Origin of the sequence: Maritalea mediterranea (genome assembly GCF_021568695.1) — a bacterium.
GTDB classification, from domain to species: Bacteria; Pseudomonadota; Alphaproteobacteria; order Rhizobiales; family Devosiaceae; genus Maritalea; species Maritalea mediterranea.
On record NZ_JAKGTI010000004.1, the window covers coordinates 55,827 to 72,699 of the forward strand.

General features: G+C 53.5%; 13 protein-coding genes. 7 read left to right on the forward strand and 6 right to left on the reverse strand.

Going from position 1 to position 16,873, the window contains the following annotated elements:
- Nucleotides 1-13: 13 nt before the first annotated feature.
- Together L1I42_RS15195 and L1I42_RS15200 are read right to left on the reverse strand one after the other, a co-directional pair.
- Nucleotides 14-2,431 carry a penicillin-binding protein 1A gene (locus L1I42_RS15195; protein WP_236115585.1) on the reverse strand — a complete coding sequence of 806 codons (2,418 nt, stop codon included), beginning with the start codon at nucleotides 2,429-2,431 and terminating at the stop codon, nucleotides 14-16.
- Between the two features lie 111 nt (nucleotides 2,432-2,542).
- Nucleotides 2,543-3,778 carry an N-acetylmuramoyl-L-alanine amidase gene (locus L1I42_RS15200; RefSeq protein ID WP_236115587.1) on the reverse strand — a complete coding sequence of 412 codons (1,236 nt, stop codon included), beginning with the start codon at nucleotides 3,776-3,778 and terminating at the stop codon, nucleotides 2,543-2,545.
- A 651-nt stretch (nucleotides 3,779-4,429) separates the two neighbouring features.
- On the opposite strand from L1I42_RS15200, the gene L1I42_RS15205 reads away from it, so the two are divergent.
- Nucleotides 4,430-7,135: an Rne/Rng family ribonuclease gene (locus L1I42_RS15205; protein ID WP_236115589.1), complete on the forward strand. Its 2,706-nt coding sequence runs from the start codon at nucleotides 4,430-4,432 to the stop codon at nucleotides 7,133-7,135.
- 21 nt (nucleotides 7,136-7,156) lie between these two features.
- Here the strand turns inward: L1I42_RS15205 and L1I42_RS15210 are convergent, their stop codons facing one another.
- On the reverse strand, nucleotides 7,157-8,323 hold the full coding sequence (locus L1I42_RS15210) for a pyridoxal phosphate-dependent aminotransferase (protein ID WP_236115591.1): 1,167 nt from the start codon (nucleotides 8,321-8,323) through the stop codon (nucleotides 7,157-7,159).
- A 123-nt stretch (nucleotides 8,324-8,446) separates the two neighbouring features.
- Between L1I42_RS15210 and L1I42_RS15215 the strand changes: the two genes are divergently transcribed.
- The 6 genes from L1I42_RS15215 (at nucleotide 8,447) to aat (ending at nucleotide 13,849) form a co-directional block, all read left to right on the forward strand.
- The gene (locus L1I42_RS15215; RefSeq protein WP_236115593.1) at nucleotides 8,447-9,787 is read left to right on the forward strand and encodes a M48 family metalloprotease; all 1,341 of its coding nucleotides are present in this window, start codon (nucleotides 8,447-8,449) and stop codon (nucleotides 9,785-9,787) included.
- 31 nt (nucleotides 9,788-9,818) lie between these two features.
- Nucleotides 9,819-10,676: a DsbA family protein gene (locus L1I42_RS15220; RefSeq protein WP_236115594.1), complete on the forward strand. Its 858-nt coding sequence runs from the start codon at nucleotides 9,819-9,821 to the stop codon at nucleotides 10,674-10,676.
- Between the two features lie 200 nt (nucleotides 10,677-10,876).
- Complete coding sequence (gene aroQ / locus L1I42_RS15225) at nucleotides 10,877-11,317, forward strand: type II 3-dehydroquinate dehydratase (protein ID WP_236115595.1); 441 nt, start codon at nucleotides 10,877-10,879, stop codon at nucleotides 11,315-11,317.
- 21 nt (nucleotides 11,318-11,338) lie between these two features.
- Nucleotides 11,339-11,833 carry an acetyl-CoA carboxylase biotin carboxyl carrier protein gene (gene accB, locus L1I42_RS15230; RefSeq protein ID WP_236115596.1) on the forward strand — a complete coding sequence of 165 codons (495 nt, stop codon included), beginning with the start codon at nucleotides 11,339-11,341 and terminating at the stop codon, nucleotides 11,831-11,833.
- Nucleotides 11,834-11,845: 12 nt separating this feature from the next.
- Nucleotides 11,846-13,189, forward strand: a complete 1,344-nt coding sequence (gene accC / locus L1I42_RS15235; RefSeq protein ID WP_236115597.1) for an acetyl-CoA carboxylase biotin carboxylase subunit — start codon at nucleotides 11,846-11,848, stop codon at nucleotides 13,187-13,189.
- Between the two features lie 42 nt (nucleotides 13,190-13,231).
- Nucleotides 13,232-13,849: a leucyl/phenylalanyl-tRNA--protein transferase gene (gene aat, locus L1I42_RS15240; RefSeq protein WP_236115598.1), complete on the forward strand. Its 618-nt coding sequence runs from the start codon at nucleotides 13,232-13,234 to the stop codon at nucleotides 13,847-13,849.
- Between the two features lie 1,116 nt (nucleotides 13,850-14,965).
- On the opposite strand, the gene L1I42_RS15245 is transcribed toward aat, so the two are convergent.
- The 3 genes from L1I42_RS15245 to L1I42_RS15255 form a co-directional block, all read right to left on the reverse strand.
- Nucleotides 14,966-15,373 carry a DUF2155 domain-containing protein gene (locus tag L1I42_RS15245; RefSeq protein ID WP_369413107.1) on the reverse strand — a complete coding sequence of 136 codons (408 nt, stop codon included), beginning with the start codon at nucleotides 15,371-15,373 and terminating at the stop codon, nucleotides 14,966-14,968.
- A gap of 29 nt (nucleotides 15,374-15,402) precedes the next feature.
- Nucleotides 15,403-15,786, reverse strand: a complete 384-nt coding sequence (locus L1I42_RS15250) for an NADH:ubiquinone oxidoreductase subunit NDUFA12 (RefSeq protein WP_236115599.1) — start codon at nucleotides 15,784-15,786, stop codon at nucleotides 15,403-15,405.
- Nucleotides 15,787-15,947: 161 nt separating this feature from the next.
- The gene (locus L1I42_RS15255) at nucleotides 15,948-16,541 is read right to left on the reverse strand and encodes a response regulator (RefSeq protein WP_236115600.1); all 594 of its coding nucleotides are present in this window, start codon (nucleotides 16,539-16,541) and stop codon (nucleotides 15,948-15,950) included.
- Between the last annotated feature and the right edge of the window lie 332 nt (nucleotides 16,542-16,873).

Consider the following 16,873-nt stretch of genomic DNA (forward strand, 5'->3'; position numbering starts at 1 on the left):
GAAGCTCAATAGGTTAGAACAGGCCGCCACGCCCTTCGTTAAAGTTTTGCGATCCACCTTCAAGATCGACAAATACATCAGAATCCACACCGATCACAGATGTGATCAGATTCGGGCCCGTGCCGGGTTTGAATGCTTCCACAATCGCGCCCTCGCCGCCGCCGGCAACTTTCACGCCAGTTTTAGGATCAATCCAGATAGGTGACATCCCAGCCGGAATGTTGAACGGGGTCGGCGGTTTGCCCTTTAGCGCTTCGGCCATGAAATCACGGAAAATCGGTGCCGCCAGCTCACCGCCTGTGGCATCGCGGCCCATGCTGCGCGGTGTGTCGTACCCGACATAAACGCCAACGGCCATTTCCGGCGTAAAGCCAACAAACCAGGCATCCTTATAATCATCTGTCGTCCCGGTCTTCCCCGCCACCGGTCGACCCAGCGAACGGATACGCGTGCCGGTGCCGCGCTGCACAACGCCTTCCATCATCGACGTGATCTGATAGGCAGTCATGGGGTCAAGAATCTGGTCGCGATTGTCAATCACCAGCGGCTCTGCTTGGTTGTTCCACTCTTCGACTTCGCAACCGTCGCAAATACGTTCATCATGCTTGAAAACGGTGTTGCCGTAGCGGTCCTGCACCCGGTCAATCAAGGTTGGATTGATCTTCCGGCCACCATTGGCAATCGTGGCATAAGCCGCTGTCATGCGCAGTACAGTGGTTTCCCCCGCGCCCAGCGCCATCGCCAAATAAGGCGGCAGATTGTCATGAATGCCAAATAGCCGCGAATATTCGGAAACCAATGGCATCCCGATATCTTGTGCCAAGCGCACGGTCATCACGTTTCGCGACCGTTCAATGCCACGCCGCAATGTCTGCGGTCCATAAAATTCGCGCGAATAGTTGTCGGGTTGATAAGTTGTCCCGTCGGCATTCTTGATCGAAAGAGGCGCATCCAGCACCACCGACGCCGGGGTATATCCGTTATCAAGCGCCGCCGCATAAACAATAGGTTTAAAAGATGAGCCGGGCTGACGCTCAGCCTGCGTGGCACGGTTAAACTCACTATCCGCAAAGGAGAAGCCACCCACCATGGCCAGCACACGACCGGTCCGCGGATCCATCGCCACCAAACCGCCCTGCACCTCTGGCGGCTGACGCATTTGATAAACGCCTTCTTTATCCGGCACTTGCTCGACGTAGATTACATCGCCGATATTGAGCACCTGTGAAAGTGGTTTAGCGATCCATTTTTGCTCTGGCCCGGGCAATTGCCCGATTTCGCGTGTATCCACCACATTGCCCTGCAGGTCACGTTCGGGCTGCAAGCCGACCACGGCCGAATTCTGCTCCAATTCAATCACCACGCCCAAACGCCATTCCGGCACATCGCGCAGTGCATCAATTTCGGCCAGATCATCGCCCCAATCGTCGTCAATCTCGATGGTGGCCACCGGCCCACGATAGCCCTTTTTCTGGTCGAAATTCACCAAGCCGTCCATGAGCGCCTTGCGGGCATATGCCTGCAATTTGGGGTCCATGGTGGTACGCACGGAAAGACCACCGCCATAAAGCTGATCTTCGCCATAAATGCTGGCGAGCCGCCGCCGCACTTCCTCGGCAAAATATTCGGCTGAATAGACCTGCGAACCGGACGAACGCGGGAACACGTTAAGCGGCTCCTGTTTGGCTGCTTCGGCCTGCTCGGCGGTGATATAGCCTTCCGCCTCCATACGACCAATCACGTAATTGCGCCGCTCAATGGCCGCTTGCGGATAGCGGATCGGATGGTAATTGGCGGGCCCCTTGGGCAGTGCCGCAATGTAGGCTGCTTCGGCAATCGTCAGCTCATAAAGGGCTTTGTCGAAATAGTTCAATGCCGCCGCTGACACGCCATATGAATTGAGCCCCAAAAAGATCTCGTTGAGATAGAGCTCCATAATTTTGTCTTTGGAGAAGGTCTGCTCAATGCGTAAGGCCAGCAACATCTCTTTGATCTTGCGATCCCAGGTTTGATCAAGTGTCAGCAAAAAGTTCCGCGCCACCTGCTGGGTAATGGTCGAGGCCCCCACAAGCGGCCCGCCCGTGCCATCGATCTTTTTCTGGATATTGTCGCGTGCAGCCCGCACGATACCGTCAAACGCAAGACCACCATGGCTATAGAAATCTTTGTCCTCAACCGCCACAAATGCGTTCACCACCAGGGGCGGGATGGTCTCAATTGGCTGAAAAAGACGACGCTCACGGGCATATTCGCCCAGCAAAGAGCCATCTGCCGCATGCACCCGTGTGGTCACTGGCGGCTGATAGTCCTTCAACACGGTATAATCGGGCAAATCCTGCGAGATTGTCCAAAGAAAGTATCCTACACCAGCCAATGCAACCAGCCCGGTGAAGAAACCGAACGCAAAAAGCCAGCTCAAAATTCTCAGCATTTAATCAAACCCAGTTCATTATCTCTCTGGCCAGTATGGCCAATCAGCCCTTCCGTCCACCTGTCGCTATCGCTCGAAACAACGGCGAAACTGTGGTCGCTTGGGCTTTAATCAGTTTTGTGCTGCCGCGTCAAAATATTTAACAATGCCTTGCGCGAGTGCTTTGGCCGCCTTGTTCTGCCAATCCGGCTTGGCAAGATTTTCCATGTCCAGCCCGTTCGACAAAAACCCCAGTTCCAATAGAATGGAAGGCACTTCTGGCGATTGCAGCACAAAAAAGTCTGCCCGGCGCAACGGATAAGGCCGCATGGGCAAATCATCTTCAATCTCATTGACGATATCACGCGCCGCCATAAAGCTTTGCCGTCGCGTTTCGCGACGCATCAGATCCACGAGAATATTGACAACTTGATCAGACTCCTCGGGCGCATCGAACCCGGCGATCAGGTCTACCTTATTCTCTCCCTCCGCCAAAACCTTGTCCAACACATCTGTGGCGGATTCATCGCGCGTGTAAACGCTGGCGCCGCGCACATTCGGGTCGCCGAAGCTATCCGCATGCAGTGAAATCATCAGGCTGGCTTTGTTTTCCCGCGCAAGCTCCACCCGCTCTTCCAAGCTCAAGAACTCGTCACCGGTCCGGGTCAGCGCCACGTCGAATTTACCTGTCGCCAGCAATTCCTCTTGCACACGTTTGGCAAACTCCAGCACCACATGCTTTTCTTCTAACCCGTTTTCCGCCCGCGCGCCGCCATCAATCCCGCCATGACCTGGATCCAGCAAGATAAGCGGCCGCACCGTCACAGCGCTCGGCAGGGCTCCCGGCTCTTGAGGTGCGTCAGGTGTTTCAGCGTCCTCTTGCGGCGCACTCTCACCCGCCTGCCCGGTCAACAACGCTTTTGATTGCGCCACAGCCTGATCAAAAATCGCGCGTTCACCTTCAGCGATTTCCACCACCAGCCGCGCCGGTTGCTCGCCCACAGCCTCCAGCATTTGAATGTCGGTCACCTGCACAGGCTTAGTCAAAAACATCACGATCCGTGCACGTCCCTCATCCACCATGCCAATGGCGGTCTCTTTCACCAGCCCGTCGGTTTTAAGCTCAGTCGGTGCATCGTCAGCCAGCTTTTCGACGCCAAGTTCAACGACCAACCGGTCTGGTTGATCAATCGGGAATGTCGCGTAACCCGCTGCGCCGCTCAGATCCACCACCAGCCGTGTCTTGTCCGGCCCCACGGCCAGACGAGCGTCCAAAATTTCAATATTTTCTTGCGCCTGCACTGGCCCCATCAGCAACAAAGGCAACAAAATCAGCGTCAAGAAGTGTACTAAAATGCGTTTATGCATCAGGGTCCATCGGGTCCAGGCTAATAACAAAAATACCTTGTCCCTTGCGGGTCACGGCACGACAGCATGGGCCATCTCCATACCTCATATGCGATTCGCGCCCGTTTTTGACGCCATAAGCTGTGCAAAATGGCGAGTTTCTTTCCAATCGTTGCTTGAATTCAACGTTTTGTGTCCAACATTAATATCGCGAGTTGAAACATATTTGTTGCTAAAAAGAGCATTCAAGATTAAACACTAAACATCAGCAGGAAACATGTCCTCGATTCTTGCCCTCTATTTTGACCGTGAAACTGGTCAAAAATTTGTCACCTTCTTCATTTGAAAGACAAGGCGGGGCAATAGAAACGGCAACATGTGCTGAAAACGAGATTTCGGCCGAAACGGCCATATCGGCAAACCGTTTTAAACTGCGGGTTTGCCAACTAATGAAAGAAGACGTGATGAGGTTAGATCAGTTGCATTGCATAAAGGGCCGAATTGCCCCCAGCGCAATCGCACTAACCGGAGCGTGTTCAAATGCCAATCTCTTGCGTGAGCAAAAATCCGCAAGACCATCTTACATTTTCGCAACGCAACGGCTCGGTCTGTCAATGACAGATCAATCGCGCCCCCTAGCGCCAGCCCTGCGAGTGCGTGGAGCTTTACTATATGCCAACGAGAAGAATGCTGGTGGATGCAATCCACCCGGAAGAAACACGAGTAGTCGTCACTAGCGGGAACCGTTTAGAAGAATTTGATTTTGAATCGGCCACACGCCGGCAATTAAGAGGCAATATCTACCTCGCCAAAGTCACGCGAGTTGAGCCCTCATTGCAGGCCGCCTTTGTCGATTATGGTGGCAACCGCCACGGGTTCCTGGCCTTTTCTGAAATCCATCCGGACTATTATCAGATCCCCTTGGCGGATCGCGAAGCCCTTTTGGCCGAAGAAGAGGAAGAGGTTCGCGAGGATCTGTCTGAAGTCGAACAGCCTTCGACAGCAAAGTCAAAATCTGCCGAAAATGATGACGAGAAAGCAGACGACGGCGACACCAATTCAAATGGTGAAGACGACGATGATCATGGCGAAAGCGCCCAGTTCGACGAAGTCGGCACAGAAGATGCGCTGGAAGAGGTGCCGGAACGGAAACGCAAAAAGCCGCGCACATATAAAATCCAAGAAGTGATCAAACGCCGGCAGGTGCTTTTGGTGCAAGTGGTCAAGGAAGAGCGCGGCAATAAAGGCGCAGCGCTGACCACCTATCTGTCTCTTGCAGGTCGCTATTCGGTTTTAATGCCCAACACAGCGCGCGGTGGTGGCATTTCCCGCAAAATCACCAATGCGGCCGACCGTAAACGGTTGAAACAGATCGCTGGTGAACTGGACGTGCAAAAAGGCATGGGTGTTATTCTGCGCACCGCTGGTGCCAGCCGCACCAAAGCCGAAATCAAGCGCGACTTTGAATATTTGTTGCGGCTTTGGGAAAATGTGCGCAGCCTGACGTTGGAATCGACCGCTCCTTGCCTTGTTTATGAAGAAGGCAGTTTGATTAAGCGATCGATCCGCGATCTTTATAATAAAGAAATTACTGAAGTGCTGGTCTCTGGCGATTCGGCTTATCGCGAAGCCAAGGATTTCATGCGCATGATCATGCCGTCGCATGCCAAAAATGTGCAGCCCTTCAAGGATGATCAGCCCATCTTCTCCAAATTCAATGTGGAAGAACAGCTCGATTCCATGTTCTCGCCCAAGGTCAACCTGCCCTCCGGCGGCTATTTGGTGATTAACCCCACCGAAGCCTTGGTTTCCGTGGACGTGAACTCGGGTAAAGCCACTAAAGAACACAATATCGAAGATACCGCCCTGCAAACCAACATGGAAGCTGCAGCAGAACTGGCACGTCAGTTGCGCCTGCGCGACATGGCCGGTTTGGTGGTGATCGATTTCATCGATATGGAGGAAAAACGCAACATCCGCAATGTGGAGCGCAAGCTGAAAGACAGCTTGAAAAATGACCGCGCTCGCATTCAGGTTGGTCGTATTTCACATTTCGGTTTGCTGGAGATGTCACGTCAGCGTATCCGCTTTGGTGTGCTGGAAAGCTCCACCAATGCCTGCCCAACCTGTAATGGCACCGGCCTTGTACGCTCCGTAGAAAGCCTCGCGCTGATGGTGATGCGCGCCATTGAAGATCAGGTGATGCGCCGCCCCGGTCAGGCCATCAATGTGAAAGTTGCTTCTGAAGTAGCGCTCTACATTTTGAATGCCAAACGCCCCGCTCTGTCGGTGCTTGAGCAGCGCTACAATCTGGCGATTTCCATCACGGCCGAGCCGCATATGCATGGCGACCAGTTCACCATTGAAAAGGGTGATCCCTACGACAATGGCGAGCCACGCCTCACCAATCATGTGCAGGTGGATTCGGCACCTGTAATCGATCTGCCGCAAGACGATGAAGACGAGCCAAAAGAAGATAAAGAGGAAAAGCCCTCTCGTCGCCGTAAGCGCCGCCGGGGTAAAGGTCGTGACCGCGACGAGAACAACCAAAATCAATCTGATGATCAGGACAATTCTGACAAGGCCGAAGCCAATGCTCAGGAGAGTAAAGCCGGCGATCAGGACCACAAGTCCGATGATGACGACAATGATGGCCAGCCCAAAAAACGCCGCCGCCGCGGTCGTCGGGGCGGGCGTCGCAATCGTCGCAACCAAGACAATGATAACAATGCCAACCAATCTGGTGAACAGCGGGCCGATAGCGAAAATGCTGATCAGCAGCAAAAGGCTGATGAGAAAACTGATCAACAGCCAGCCAACGCTGAAAAGCTGGAAGCTCCAGCCAATTTCGATCAGGAAGCGATTGAAGCGGTAGAAGAGAGCAGCACCCGCGTCAAAAACCCGAATGATTTGGATGCTGAAGTCTCGAAGGAAGCGGCTCTGGCGGACGCCAAGGTGGAAAGCAAAGCAGAGTCATTGGACGATGAAGACGCCAAAGCTGCTCCAAAGCCGAAACGCCGTACCCGCCGCAAAAAAGCTGAGGAGAGCGACGCGAAGGCCGAGCCAGCTGCTGAAAACAAAAGCGAAGCTAAGCCTGAAGCGCCGACCGACGCAGACGCAGAGGAAAAGCCCAAGAGAAGGCGCGCCCCACGCAAGCGTGTGAAAAAAGATGATGAAAAACCGCAGCAGGATCAGGCGGTAAAAGCACCAGAAGTCCGTGAAGAGCCGCAACAGCCGCCAAAGGAAAAGCCGAAAAAGGCTGAACCGCAAGAAGACGGGATCATCGTCACTTCAACAACGGTAAAAGAAGATCAAGGCGATGAAAGCCAATCGAAAGAAAAAGCCAAAAAAGGCTGGTGGCAACGCGGCTTCTTTTAAGCCGTCGCTTTCAACTAAAAATCAAATTGCTAATGGTCGGCTCAAAAAGCCGGCCATTTTTTCGATTGCCTGTACCAACATCTCGTGATCGCCCGCATAGGAGAACCGCACAAATTTGTGGCCCTTAACGCGATCAAAATCCACGCCCGGTGTGGCCGCCACACCGGCCTCTTGCAACATCGACTTGCAGAACGCCACACTGTCTTCGGCCAATCCATCAATGCCCACATAGGCATAAAATGCGCCATCAGACATGCGGGCGTCTTTAAAGCCCATCTCCTTCAACGCTTCGGTCAACACCATGCCATTGCGCACATAGTCTGCCTTTTGCGCGTCATAATAATTGCGGCACCCAAGCGCCACCTGCCCCGCCACTTGTGACAAGCTCGGTGCAGAAATAAACATGTTTTGGGCCAGCATCTCAGTTTGCCGCACCAGCTCATCGGGCAATACCAGCCAGCCCAATCGCCAACCGGTCATACAGTAATATTTGGAAAAGCTATTGATGATCAGCGCCTTATCGTTCAGCTCCAACGCACTGGTTTCTGGCAATCCATGGCTCAAGCCGTGATAAATCTCGTCCGAAATGAACCGGATGCCCAGATCATCGCAAGCTTTGAGAATATCTGCCAGCTCGTCACGTTCCACCATCGCCCCAGTTGGATTGGCAGGTGATGCCAGCAGCAAGCCATCAAACGGCTGACTTTTAAAGGCCGCCCGAATGTCGTCAGCATCCAACCGCCATCCATTCTCAGCGAATACTTCTATTTCTACAGGCTCAAAGCCTAAACTTGAGATGATGTTGAGATAGGCGGGATAGCCAGGGCGGGTCACCGCAATTTTGCTGCCTTTTTCGAACCCCGTCAAAAAGGCCAGCACAAACCCAGCACTTGAGCCATTGGTGACCAAGATATTATCCGGGTTCACCGTCACCTTGTGCCGATCCTGATAATAAGATGCCAAGGCCGTGCGCAAATTCAGTTCGCCTTTGGCTGGCGTGTAGCGTTGCGGATCCGTCTGCGCACTTTGCTGAACCGCTGCAATCACTTCAGGCGCTGGCGTCGCCCCGGGCTCCCCCACTTCCAAATGACAGATATCGCGACCTTCAGCTTCCAGCGATTTGGCCATGGCCAACAGTTCCATGGCAAAAAAGGGTTGCAAATGGGGAAGCTGCGCCATCTTCGTCATCAAATTGTCCAACTGTTCGCGTTTTTGTGAGAGGCATCAGACGTGCTTTTGCCCGCGAATGCCTATATATTCGGCTCAACAATGTCAGTGATTCATGGTTCCAGTAAAGGGTTAAACATCACAATGCGATCTCGGCTATTCCCGGCTCTGTTTGCCCTTGCATTGGCCCTTGTGCCCCTACAGGCGTGGGCACAGCAAATTCGGCTGATTACGGATGCGGAAACTCAAAATATGATTGAGGATTTTGCCCGTCCCCTCCTCAAGGCCGCTGGTGTCAACCCGCGCAATGTAACGGTCAATATTGTTAATGATAGACGCTTCAACGCGTTCGTGATTGAAAGTGGCGATATTTTTATCAATTACGGCACCATTCTGGACTCGGCCACACCGAACGAACTCAAGGCGGTTTTGGCCCACGAAATCGGTCATTTGGCGGGCGGGCATCTCCGTCGTTTGCGTGAGCAGGCTGAAGTGGCAGGGCGCATGCAAGCCATTTCCATGATGTTGGGTATTGGCGTGCTCGCGGCCGCCTCCGGCGAAGATCGTTCCGGCGAGTTGGGCAAAATGGTGTCTGCTTTCATCATGGGCTCAAGCGCCGCGGCGCAGAACAATTTTATGGCCTATCGCCAATCCGAGGAGAGCGCTGCGGACGCGGCAGCACTGACTTATCTTGAACGCACAGGTCAAAGCGCCACTGGCCTCCTAGAGGTCCTCAATCGATTGCAGCGCAATCAATCCAGCCGGGCCGCTGCGTCTGGATATTTACGCACGCACCCGCTCGCGGAAGACCGTTTGAACCAAACTCAGAACCGTGCTGTCGGCAGCCCCTTCCGCAATAAGCGCGACTCCGCCGCTGAAGTTCAGCGCCTCGACATGGTGAAAGCGAAACTGACCGGATATCTAGAGCGGGTGCAAACGGTGATGAACCGCTATCCGAACAGCGACAAGTCCCTACCCGCCCGCTATGCCCGTGCCATTGCTGGCTATCGAGCGGGCGCTGGTCCGGCAGCCGTCAAGCAGATGGCGCAACTTGCGGCCAGCAACCCGCGCAATCCCAATTTGCAGGAACTACTGGGCCAAATGCTGTTTGAAACCGGCCAGCCTGTCGCCGCGCTTAAGCCTTTGGCCAAAGCGGTGCAATTGGCCCCTGATGAAATTGAATATCGTTTGATTTACGGCGCCGCCCTCAGCGACACGGGCAGAGCACAAGATTTGAACGAAGCAATCATTCAGCTTTCACGCGCGACCAACATGAATAGCCAATCGGCCCGCGCCTACTCGCTTCTTTCCCGTGCTTATGGCCGGGCGGGGCGCACTGGCGAAGCCGATTTGGCCGCTGCGGAAGCCGCTTTTTTACGCCGCGACATCAGTCTTGCCCGCGGCCTTGCAAAAAAAGCCAAACAAAACCTACCCGAGGGCAGCCCTGCCTGGTTGCGGGCTGATGACATTTTGGCACTAAGCTAACAAGAACTTTATTCGAAAGACGGACCCTTTTATGCGTTTTATAAACACTTTGATCCGACCCCTCGCCGCCGCGGCATTGGCCCTATCCATGCTGGTGCCTGCTCAGGCCCAATCTGTTGGCGACATGTCAAAAGACGAACTAAGCGCCTTGATCGAGCAAATTGTGGAAGAAAAGATTGAAAATCTATTGGCCGACACTCCCAAAGCCTCCGCGGCCAAAGGCCGCTTTGGCATGGCCGTCGAAGACTATCTGTTGGCCAATCCTCAATTGCTGGAACGCATGTCAGTAGCCTTGCAAACCCAAGCGCAAGAAGCCGAAATCGCACAGACGCGCGAAACATTGAAGGCGCTGGGCGACCGGGTCTACAATGACCCGGATCAGGTGGTGCTCGGTAACCCGAACGGCGACGTCACTGTGGTCGAGTTTTTTGACTATAATTGCGGCTATTGTCGTCAAGCGGTCGGCAACATGATGCAATTGTTGGAAACGGATAAAAATGTCCGCTTTATCCTGCGTGAATTCCCTATTTTGAGCCAAGGCTCTGCAGACGCTGCGCGCATTTCCACCATCGTGAACCGCACAGAAGGCGTCGACTATCTTGAGTTTCACACCAAGCTGTTCCAGTCCCGCGGACAAGTGGATAAGGCCCGTGCACTAGAAGTGGCCACTGAAATGGGCATGAACCCAGTTGAGCTTGAATTGGCAATGCAGGATCAATCCATCACCCAAGCGATCGGTCGCACCTATCAATTGGCGGACGCATTGGGCATCAATTCTACCCCGAACTATATTATCGGCAATGAAGTGGTGCGCGGTGCCGAAAGCTATGAAGGGCTAAAGCGCCGTGTGGACAATCTGCGCGAATGCGGCGAGACCACCTGCCCTTAAAAATTGGTTTTTGATGGCGCCACATGGCGCCATTTTCTTGTCCTGATAAGCCATTTTATCGGAAATTGCAGGCCAACGAGACAAAAACGCAACAATATCAAACCCGAACAGTGTAAAACCGCGAGTAATCTTTGCCTTTTCATTTCTTTTCATATAGTGCAAGTTCCTGCACGGGAAATAAAAAGGTAAAGCCCGCAAATATGACAAAAAAAATTCACATTCTAAACGGCCCCAATCTCAATTTGTTGGGTACACGTGAAGGCAGTATTTACGGGTATGTCACTTTGGCTGACATCGAAAAGAACTGCCGTGAGGAATGTGCGCGCTTGGGTGTTGAGCTGGAATTTGCCCAATCAAATCATGAAGGCGAACTGGTTGATCTGATCCAACGCGCAGGCGAAAGCGCCGATGGGATCATCATTAATCCTGCTGCTTACACCCACACCTCTGTCGCCATTCACGATGCGATCCGCGCTGTAAATCTGCCGGTGGTGGAAGTGCATTTGTCAAATATTTATGCGCGGGAAGATTTCCGTCACCATTCATACGTGTCCCCGGTTGCCCTGGGCACTATTTGCGGTTTTGGCCCGGCGGGTTACATTTTGGCCCTCGGTGCTTTAACATCACACCTACCAGAATAACAAAATTGGAGAGCCCCTTAAATGAGTAAAGGTTCACAAGTTGATCGCGATCTGATCCGTATGATTGCAGAATTGCTGAACGAACAGAACTTGGTTGAAGTCGAACTCGAGCATGATGATTTCCGTGTTCGTGTGACCCGCAGCCACGCTCAAGAGGTGGTTCACATGCCAAGTGCGCCATATCCGGCACCTGCAGCACCTGCGCCTGCCGCCGCACCTGCCGCTGCCACACCGGCACCGGCCGCTGCAGATGCGCCTGCCGCTGACGATATTGGCTCAAACCCTGGCACATTGACATCGCCGATGGTCGGCACAGCCTATATGGCCCCAGAGCCCGGCGCCGCCAACTATGTGGAAGTTGGGACGAAAGTGACCGAAGGCCAGACCATCTTGATCATTGAAGCGATGAAAACAATGAACCAGATTCCGGCCCACAAGGCGGGCACTGTCACCAAAATCTTGGTCGAAGACGCCCAGCCGGTCGAATATGGTGAACCTCTTGTGGTGATCGAGTAATTCGGGATGCCCATGTTTAAAAAAGTTCTCATAGCAAACCGAGGCGAAATCGCCCTGCGCATTTTGCGGGCGTGTAAAGAGCTCGGCATCTCAACTGTGGCGGTACACTCCACAGCTGATGCTGACGCCATGCATGTACGCCTGGCCGATGAAAGCGTTTGTATCGGCCCGGCATCTGCCACCCATTCCTATTTGAACATCCCGTCCATTTTGGCGGCATGTGAAATCACTGGCGCCGAAGCCGTGCATCCCGGATATGGCTTTTTATCTGAGAATGCGCGCTTTGCCCGTATCCTGGAAGAGCACAACATCACCTTTATCGGCCCATCTGCCCACCATATCGAAATTATGGGCGACAAGATCCAGGCCAAAAAAACCGCCAAAGAACTGGGTATCCCTGTGGTGCCAGGGTCTGAAGGCGGCGTAACAAGTGATGTGGAAGCGCGCAAAATCGCCGCTGAAATCGGCTATCCCGTCATCATCAAGGCCGCCTCTGGCGGCGGTGGCCGCGGCATGAAAGTGGCGAACTCAGAAGCGGATATCGGCAATGCGTTGTCCACGGCCCGATCTGAAGCCAAGGCCGCCTTTGGCGATGATGCAGTGTATATCGAGAAATATCTCGCAAAACCCCGCCACATCGAAATTCAGGTGCTTGGCGACGGTAAGGGCGGCGCGATCCATTTGGGCGACCGCGATTGCTCTTTGCAGCGTCGTCACCAAAAGGTTTGGGAAGAGGCCACCTCACCTGCCGTTACACCAGAGCAACGTGCCGAAATTGGTGGCGTTGTCGCTGATGCGATTGCCAAGATGAAATATTCTGGTGCAGGTACAATTGAGTTTCTCTACGAAGATGGCGAATTCTACTTCATTGAGATGAACACCCGCTTGCAAGTGGAGCATCCGGTCACTGAGCGGATCACCAATATGGATTTGGTTTATGAACAGATCCAAATTGCCGCGGGCCAGCCCATTTCTGTTAAGCAAGAAGACGTCACCTTCTGGGGCCACGCCATCGAGGTGCGGATCAACGCTGAAGACCCTGAAACCTTTGCCCCTTCACCGGGCCGCATTTCCTTCTACCACCCTGCAGGTGGTGTTGGCGTGCGCGTCGATTCGGGTGTTTATCAGGGCTACAAGATCCCGCCCTACTATGACAGCCTGATTGGCAAGCTCATCGTGCATGGCCGCACGCGGGAAGAGTGCCTACAGCGCTTGCGGCGGGCCTTGGGCGAATTTGTCGTGGATGGGGTCAAAACCACCCTGCCCCTTTTCCGGCGTTTGATTGAGGAAGAGGCGGTGATCACAGGCAACTATGATATTCACTGGCTCGAAAAATATCTCGGCATGAAAAAATAAGCGAGTTTAGGTCAGGGCCCTTAGGGGCCCTTTCTTTTGATTATGATGCATGACGATTCTGATCCCTATGCCGTCACCCTAACGCCCGACATGATTCTGGGGGCCTATGCCCATGGTATTTTTCCCATGGCTGAAAGTGCGGACAGTCCCGATCTGTTTTGGGTCGATCCCGAATATCGCGGCATAATCCCGCTTGACGGACTCCACATTTCAAAATCCTTGCGCAAGGTCTTGAAGAAAAAAGACTATGAAGTGCGCTTCGATCACGATTTTGATCTGGTCATCTCCCAGTGCGCCGCCCCGATGCGCGGGCGCGAGGAAACATGGATCAACCCTGAAATCAAAAGCCTATATCGCGAACTGTTTGACCGCGGCTTTTGCCATACAGTGGAAATATGGCGCGACAACGAGATCATCGGCGGCCTTTATGGCCTGGCCTTGGGCGGCGCCTTTTTTGGCGAAAGCATGTTCCACCGCGCCACCAACGGCTCAAAAATCGCCTTAGTCGAGCTGGTCAATCATTTGAACGCCAAGGGCTTTGTTTTGCTCGATACTCAATTCACCACTCCACATCTCGAAACGTTGGGCGCCATCGAAATCACCCGCACCCAATATCATGCACGTCTAGCTAAAGCGCTAAAAACCCGCGCCCAATTCTAGCAGCGCGCAGATTAGCCGTGTGCCACTCCACCACCATCGTTACCCCGGATTTGATCCGGGGTCCAACCAAAGTAGGCGCATGGGCACGGCATGCGCGCTGCGGCACCAATGCCACCGCTACATAGATTACCGGATCAAGTCCGCTAATGACGTGAGTGGTCGTGGAGAAGCCCTGCTCAAACCAAAAGTGGGGCACCCAAATGCCGGGGTTAGCAAACTTAGAGAGCGACGGCGGTGCAAAAAAAGAGCCGAAGGTGCCGAGGTAACTAACTTCGTGAGCAACAACGGCGCGTAACAATGGCGGGGGCCACGGGCGGACATGGAAGTCCACCCTGGCAAATTGCCCCCAAATAAGGCCGAACGTCCCAAGCAAGCTATCGGGCACAACATACCGCCACACCCTAGCGTCACCCCGGACTTGATCCGGGGTCCAGGCAGCGCGAGCGCGAGTGCACGACATGCGTGCTGCGGCACCCAATACTGCCGCTACATGGATTACCGGATCAAGTCCGGTAATGACGTGAGAGGCTGTCGTGACGCCTTGCACAGCATAAAGGTAAGGCACCCATAGGCGGGGGTGCCGGGGACGGACACGCAGTGTCCGGTGGCGGCAAGAATAATGGCCGGGGATGCCGGGGTAGCGAACAAAGTGAGCGACGGCGGTATGTAAAGATGCCGGAGTGCAAGCCAGCCTCCGGCGTGAGGACAGAAAAATGTGAGCGAAGCGACCAGTGGCGGCGCGTAACAATGCCAAAAATGTTTTGGCAAAGCACCAACCACCTCCCCCGTCATTGCAAGACTTGATCTTGCAATCCATTTGAGTTGTCAGCTTGTAGGAGTTGCCAAGGTAAATACACCGCTACTTCAGCAAGGCGACAGGTGAAATGGACCCCAAGATCAAGTCTTGGGGTGACGGCAGGGAATGTGGCCAATGGCGCGGAAAACAATAGTGCAGGAAAACCAGAGTTCTATGCATTTCACCAACCGGCGGGGGTGCCGGGGACGGACATGCAGTGTCCGGTGGCGGCAAAAAAGACTCAGGCGTGCCGGAGACCGGAACAAGGTGACCGGTAGCGCCGCATTAAATGCCGGCAACGCCAAGATAAGAGACGCTAACTACCGCTCGCTGGGTGGCGGCACATCCGAGCTTTGTTTGCAGTCGACCAGCCAAATATCATAGACCGAATGGTCGACAGCATTCAGCGCCGGGCTATCAGCAAACATCCAGCCAGTAAATATGCGCGTAACGGATTGTTTTAAGGACACCTGGTCGACTTCCAGAAAAACGGATGTGCGCTGGGTTTCATTCGGCGGACGGGAATAACAGGCCCGCGGTGTAATCTGCAGCGCCCCAAATTGCACCGTCTCATCGATATAGACATCAAATGTGATGATTCGACCGGTTACCTTATCCAGCCCGGCCAGCGCCACCACCGGATTGGCAACGGGTTCGGCATGGGCCGCTCCGACACCAAAGGCGCCTGACAGCAATATCATCAATAGAATCAGGGTGTGCCGCATCATGGATTGACCAAATAAACCTAAAATATGGCTTATTCAGGAGACCAGGCGTCATAATCGCCCGTCACTTCAGGGCGGCTCTCTGTATTGAGCATGCTGCCTTTAGGCCGATAGGCTGCGGCTGTGCCAGTCATATTCGGCTTGTGTGGCAACTCCCAAGACCGGGCATCATATTTTTTATCCATCGGCGTAATTTCGGTTCGGTGGTGCATCCAACCATGCCAGCCCACAGGAATGCGTGAGGCTTCCGCTGGTCCATTATAAAGCACCCAGCGACGATCGCCTTTCTTGGACTTGAAATAACGGTTGCCCGCCTCGTCTTCACCAACAAACTGGCCGTGCATAGCTGTGTAAAGCCGCGTGCCGAGTGTTTGCCCGTGCCACCAAATAAACAATTCCGCCAAAAACTGTTTCATCTCAGTTCCAATCGCCACAATCTGTGAAATTCTCGACCAGCATTTAGCACCTTAAAGGGGGCAAGCCTAGGGTCCAATGCGCTTTTGGGCCAAAAAATCGACATAAAAGCGGCCATTCTTCGCTACGTCGTCCATTTCCGGCCCAATCGCGCGCCCATGCCTCAATAAAATGCAGAGTTGAGAATACGGTCGACATCCGATTGTATCGAATTGATCTGCTCCATATGTTGTGCCTCGGCCATGGATTCGGTCGCAAATTTGGTGCTGCTGTTCAATCCAGCATCCACGCGTTGCAGCAATTTCGGCACCACATAACGACGGCCCTCCAGTTCCATGGGAAAGTCGGCGGCGAGCACCCAGCATATATAATCAAACAGTTTGGCGCTGGAGATCGGCTTGGCCAAAACCGCATGTGCGCCCAATCGAATCGCCTTGTTGAACCGACGCTTGTGCACCACACTCATCATCACAATGATGGGAGTCAAACAAACGGGATAGAGCCGCTTGTCGCGAAACTGGCTCAAAAAATGCTCGCCTCCTGAATTCTTTTCGCTCCAATCCACCAACACAATATCTGGGGGCTGTGACAATATCGATTCGGCGGCCCGCTCCGCGCTGGCAAAAACACGCAACCCGCGCACGCCGGTGGCGCTAAGCATTGATCGATAAAGGATTTGCATGTGCCTTGCGGGCTCTATGACAACGATGTTGGGTTCTTGGGTTTGAAACGGCTTCTGGTCGAACTGGAATGACATGAAAAAATCCAAAAAAAATACGCAAAACATTCAAAAAATTATGCGCTTGACAGCCTTGGTAAAAAAGTTGGGAAGCACCCCAACCGGGTCATTCCGCAAGCAATTTCGCGTGCCCGATCCTTCACCCTTCATTCATTATAAGCGGAGTTTTGCTGATTTTTTCATGAGATAGAGGCGCTTATTGCATTGGTTTGGCAGCCAAACTATGTGGGCAAATTTTGCCGAATCTGTGGCGCCAAGCCCGAATCGGGTCTGCCACAACTTATCCCCATTGTTCACATAATATATACCAGATATGGGCCATATTTCGGCCAAGGACTACTACTGGTGGT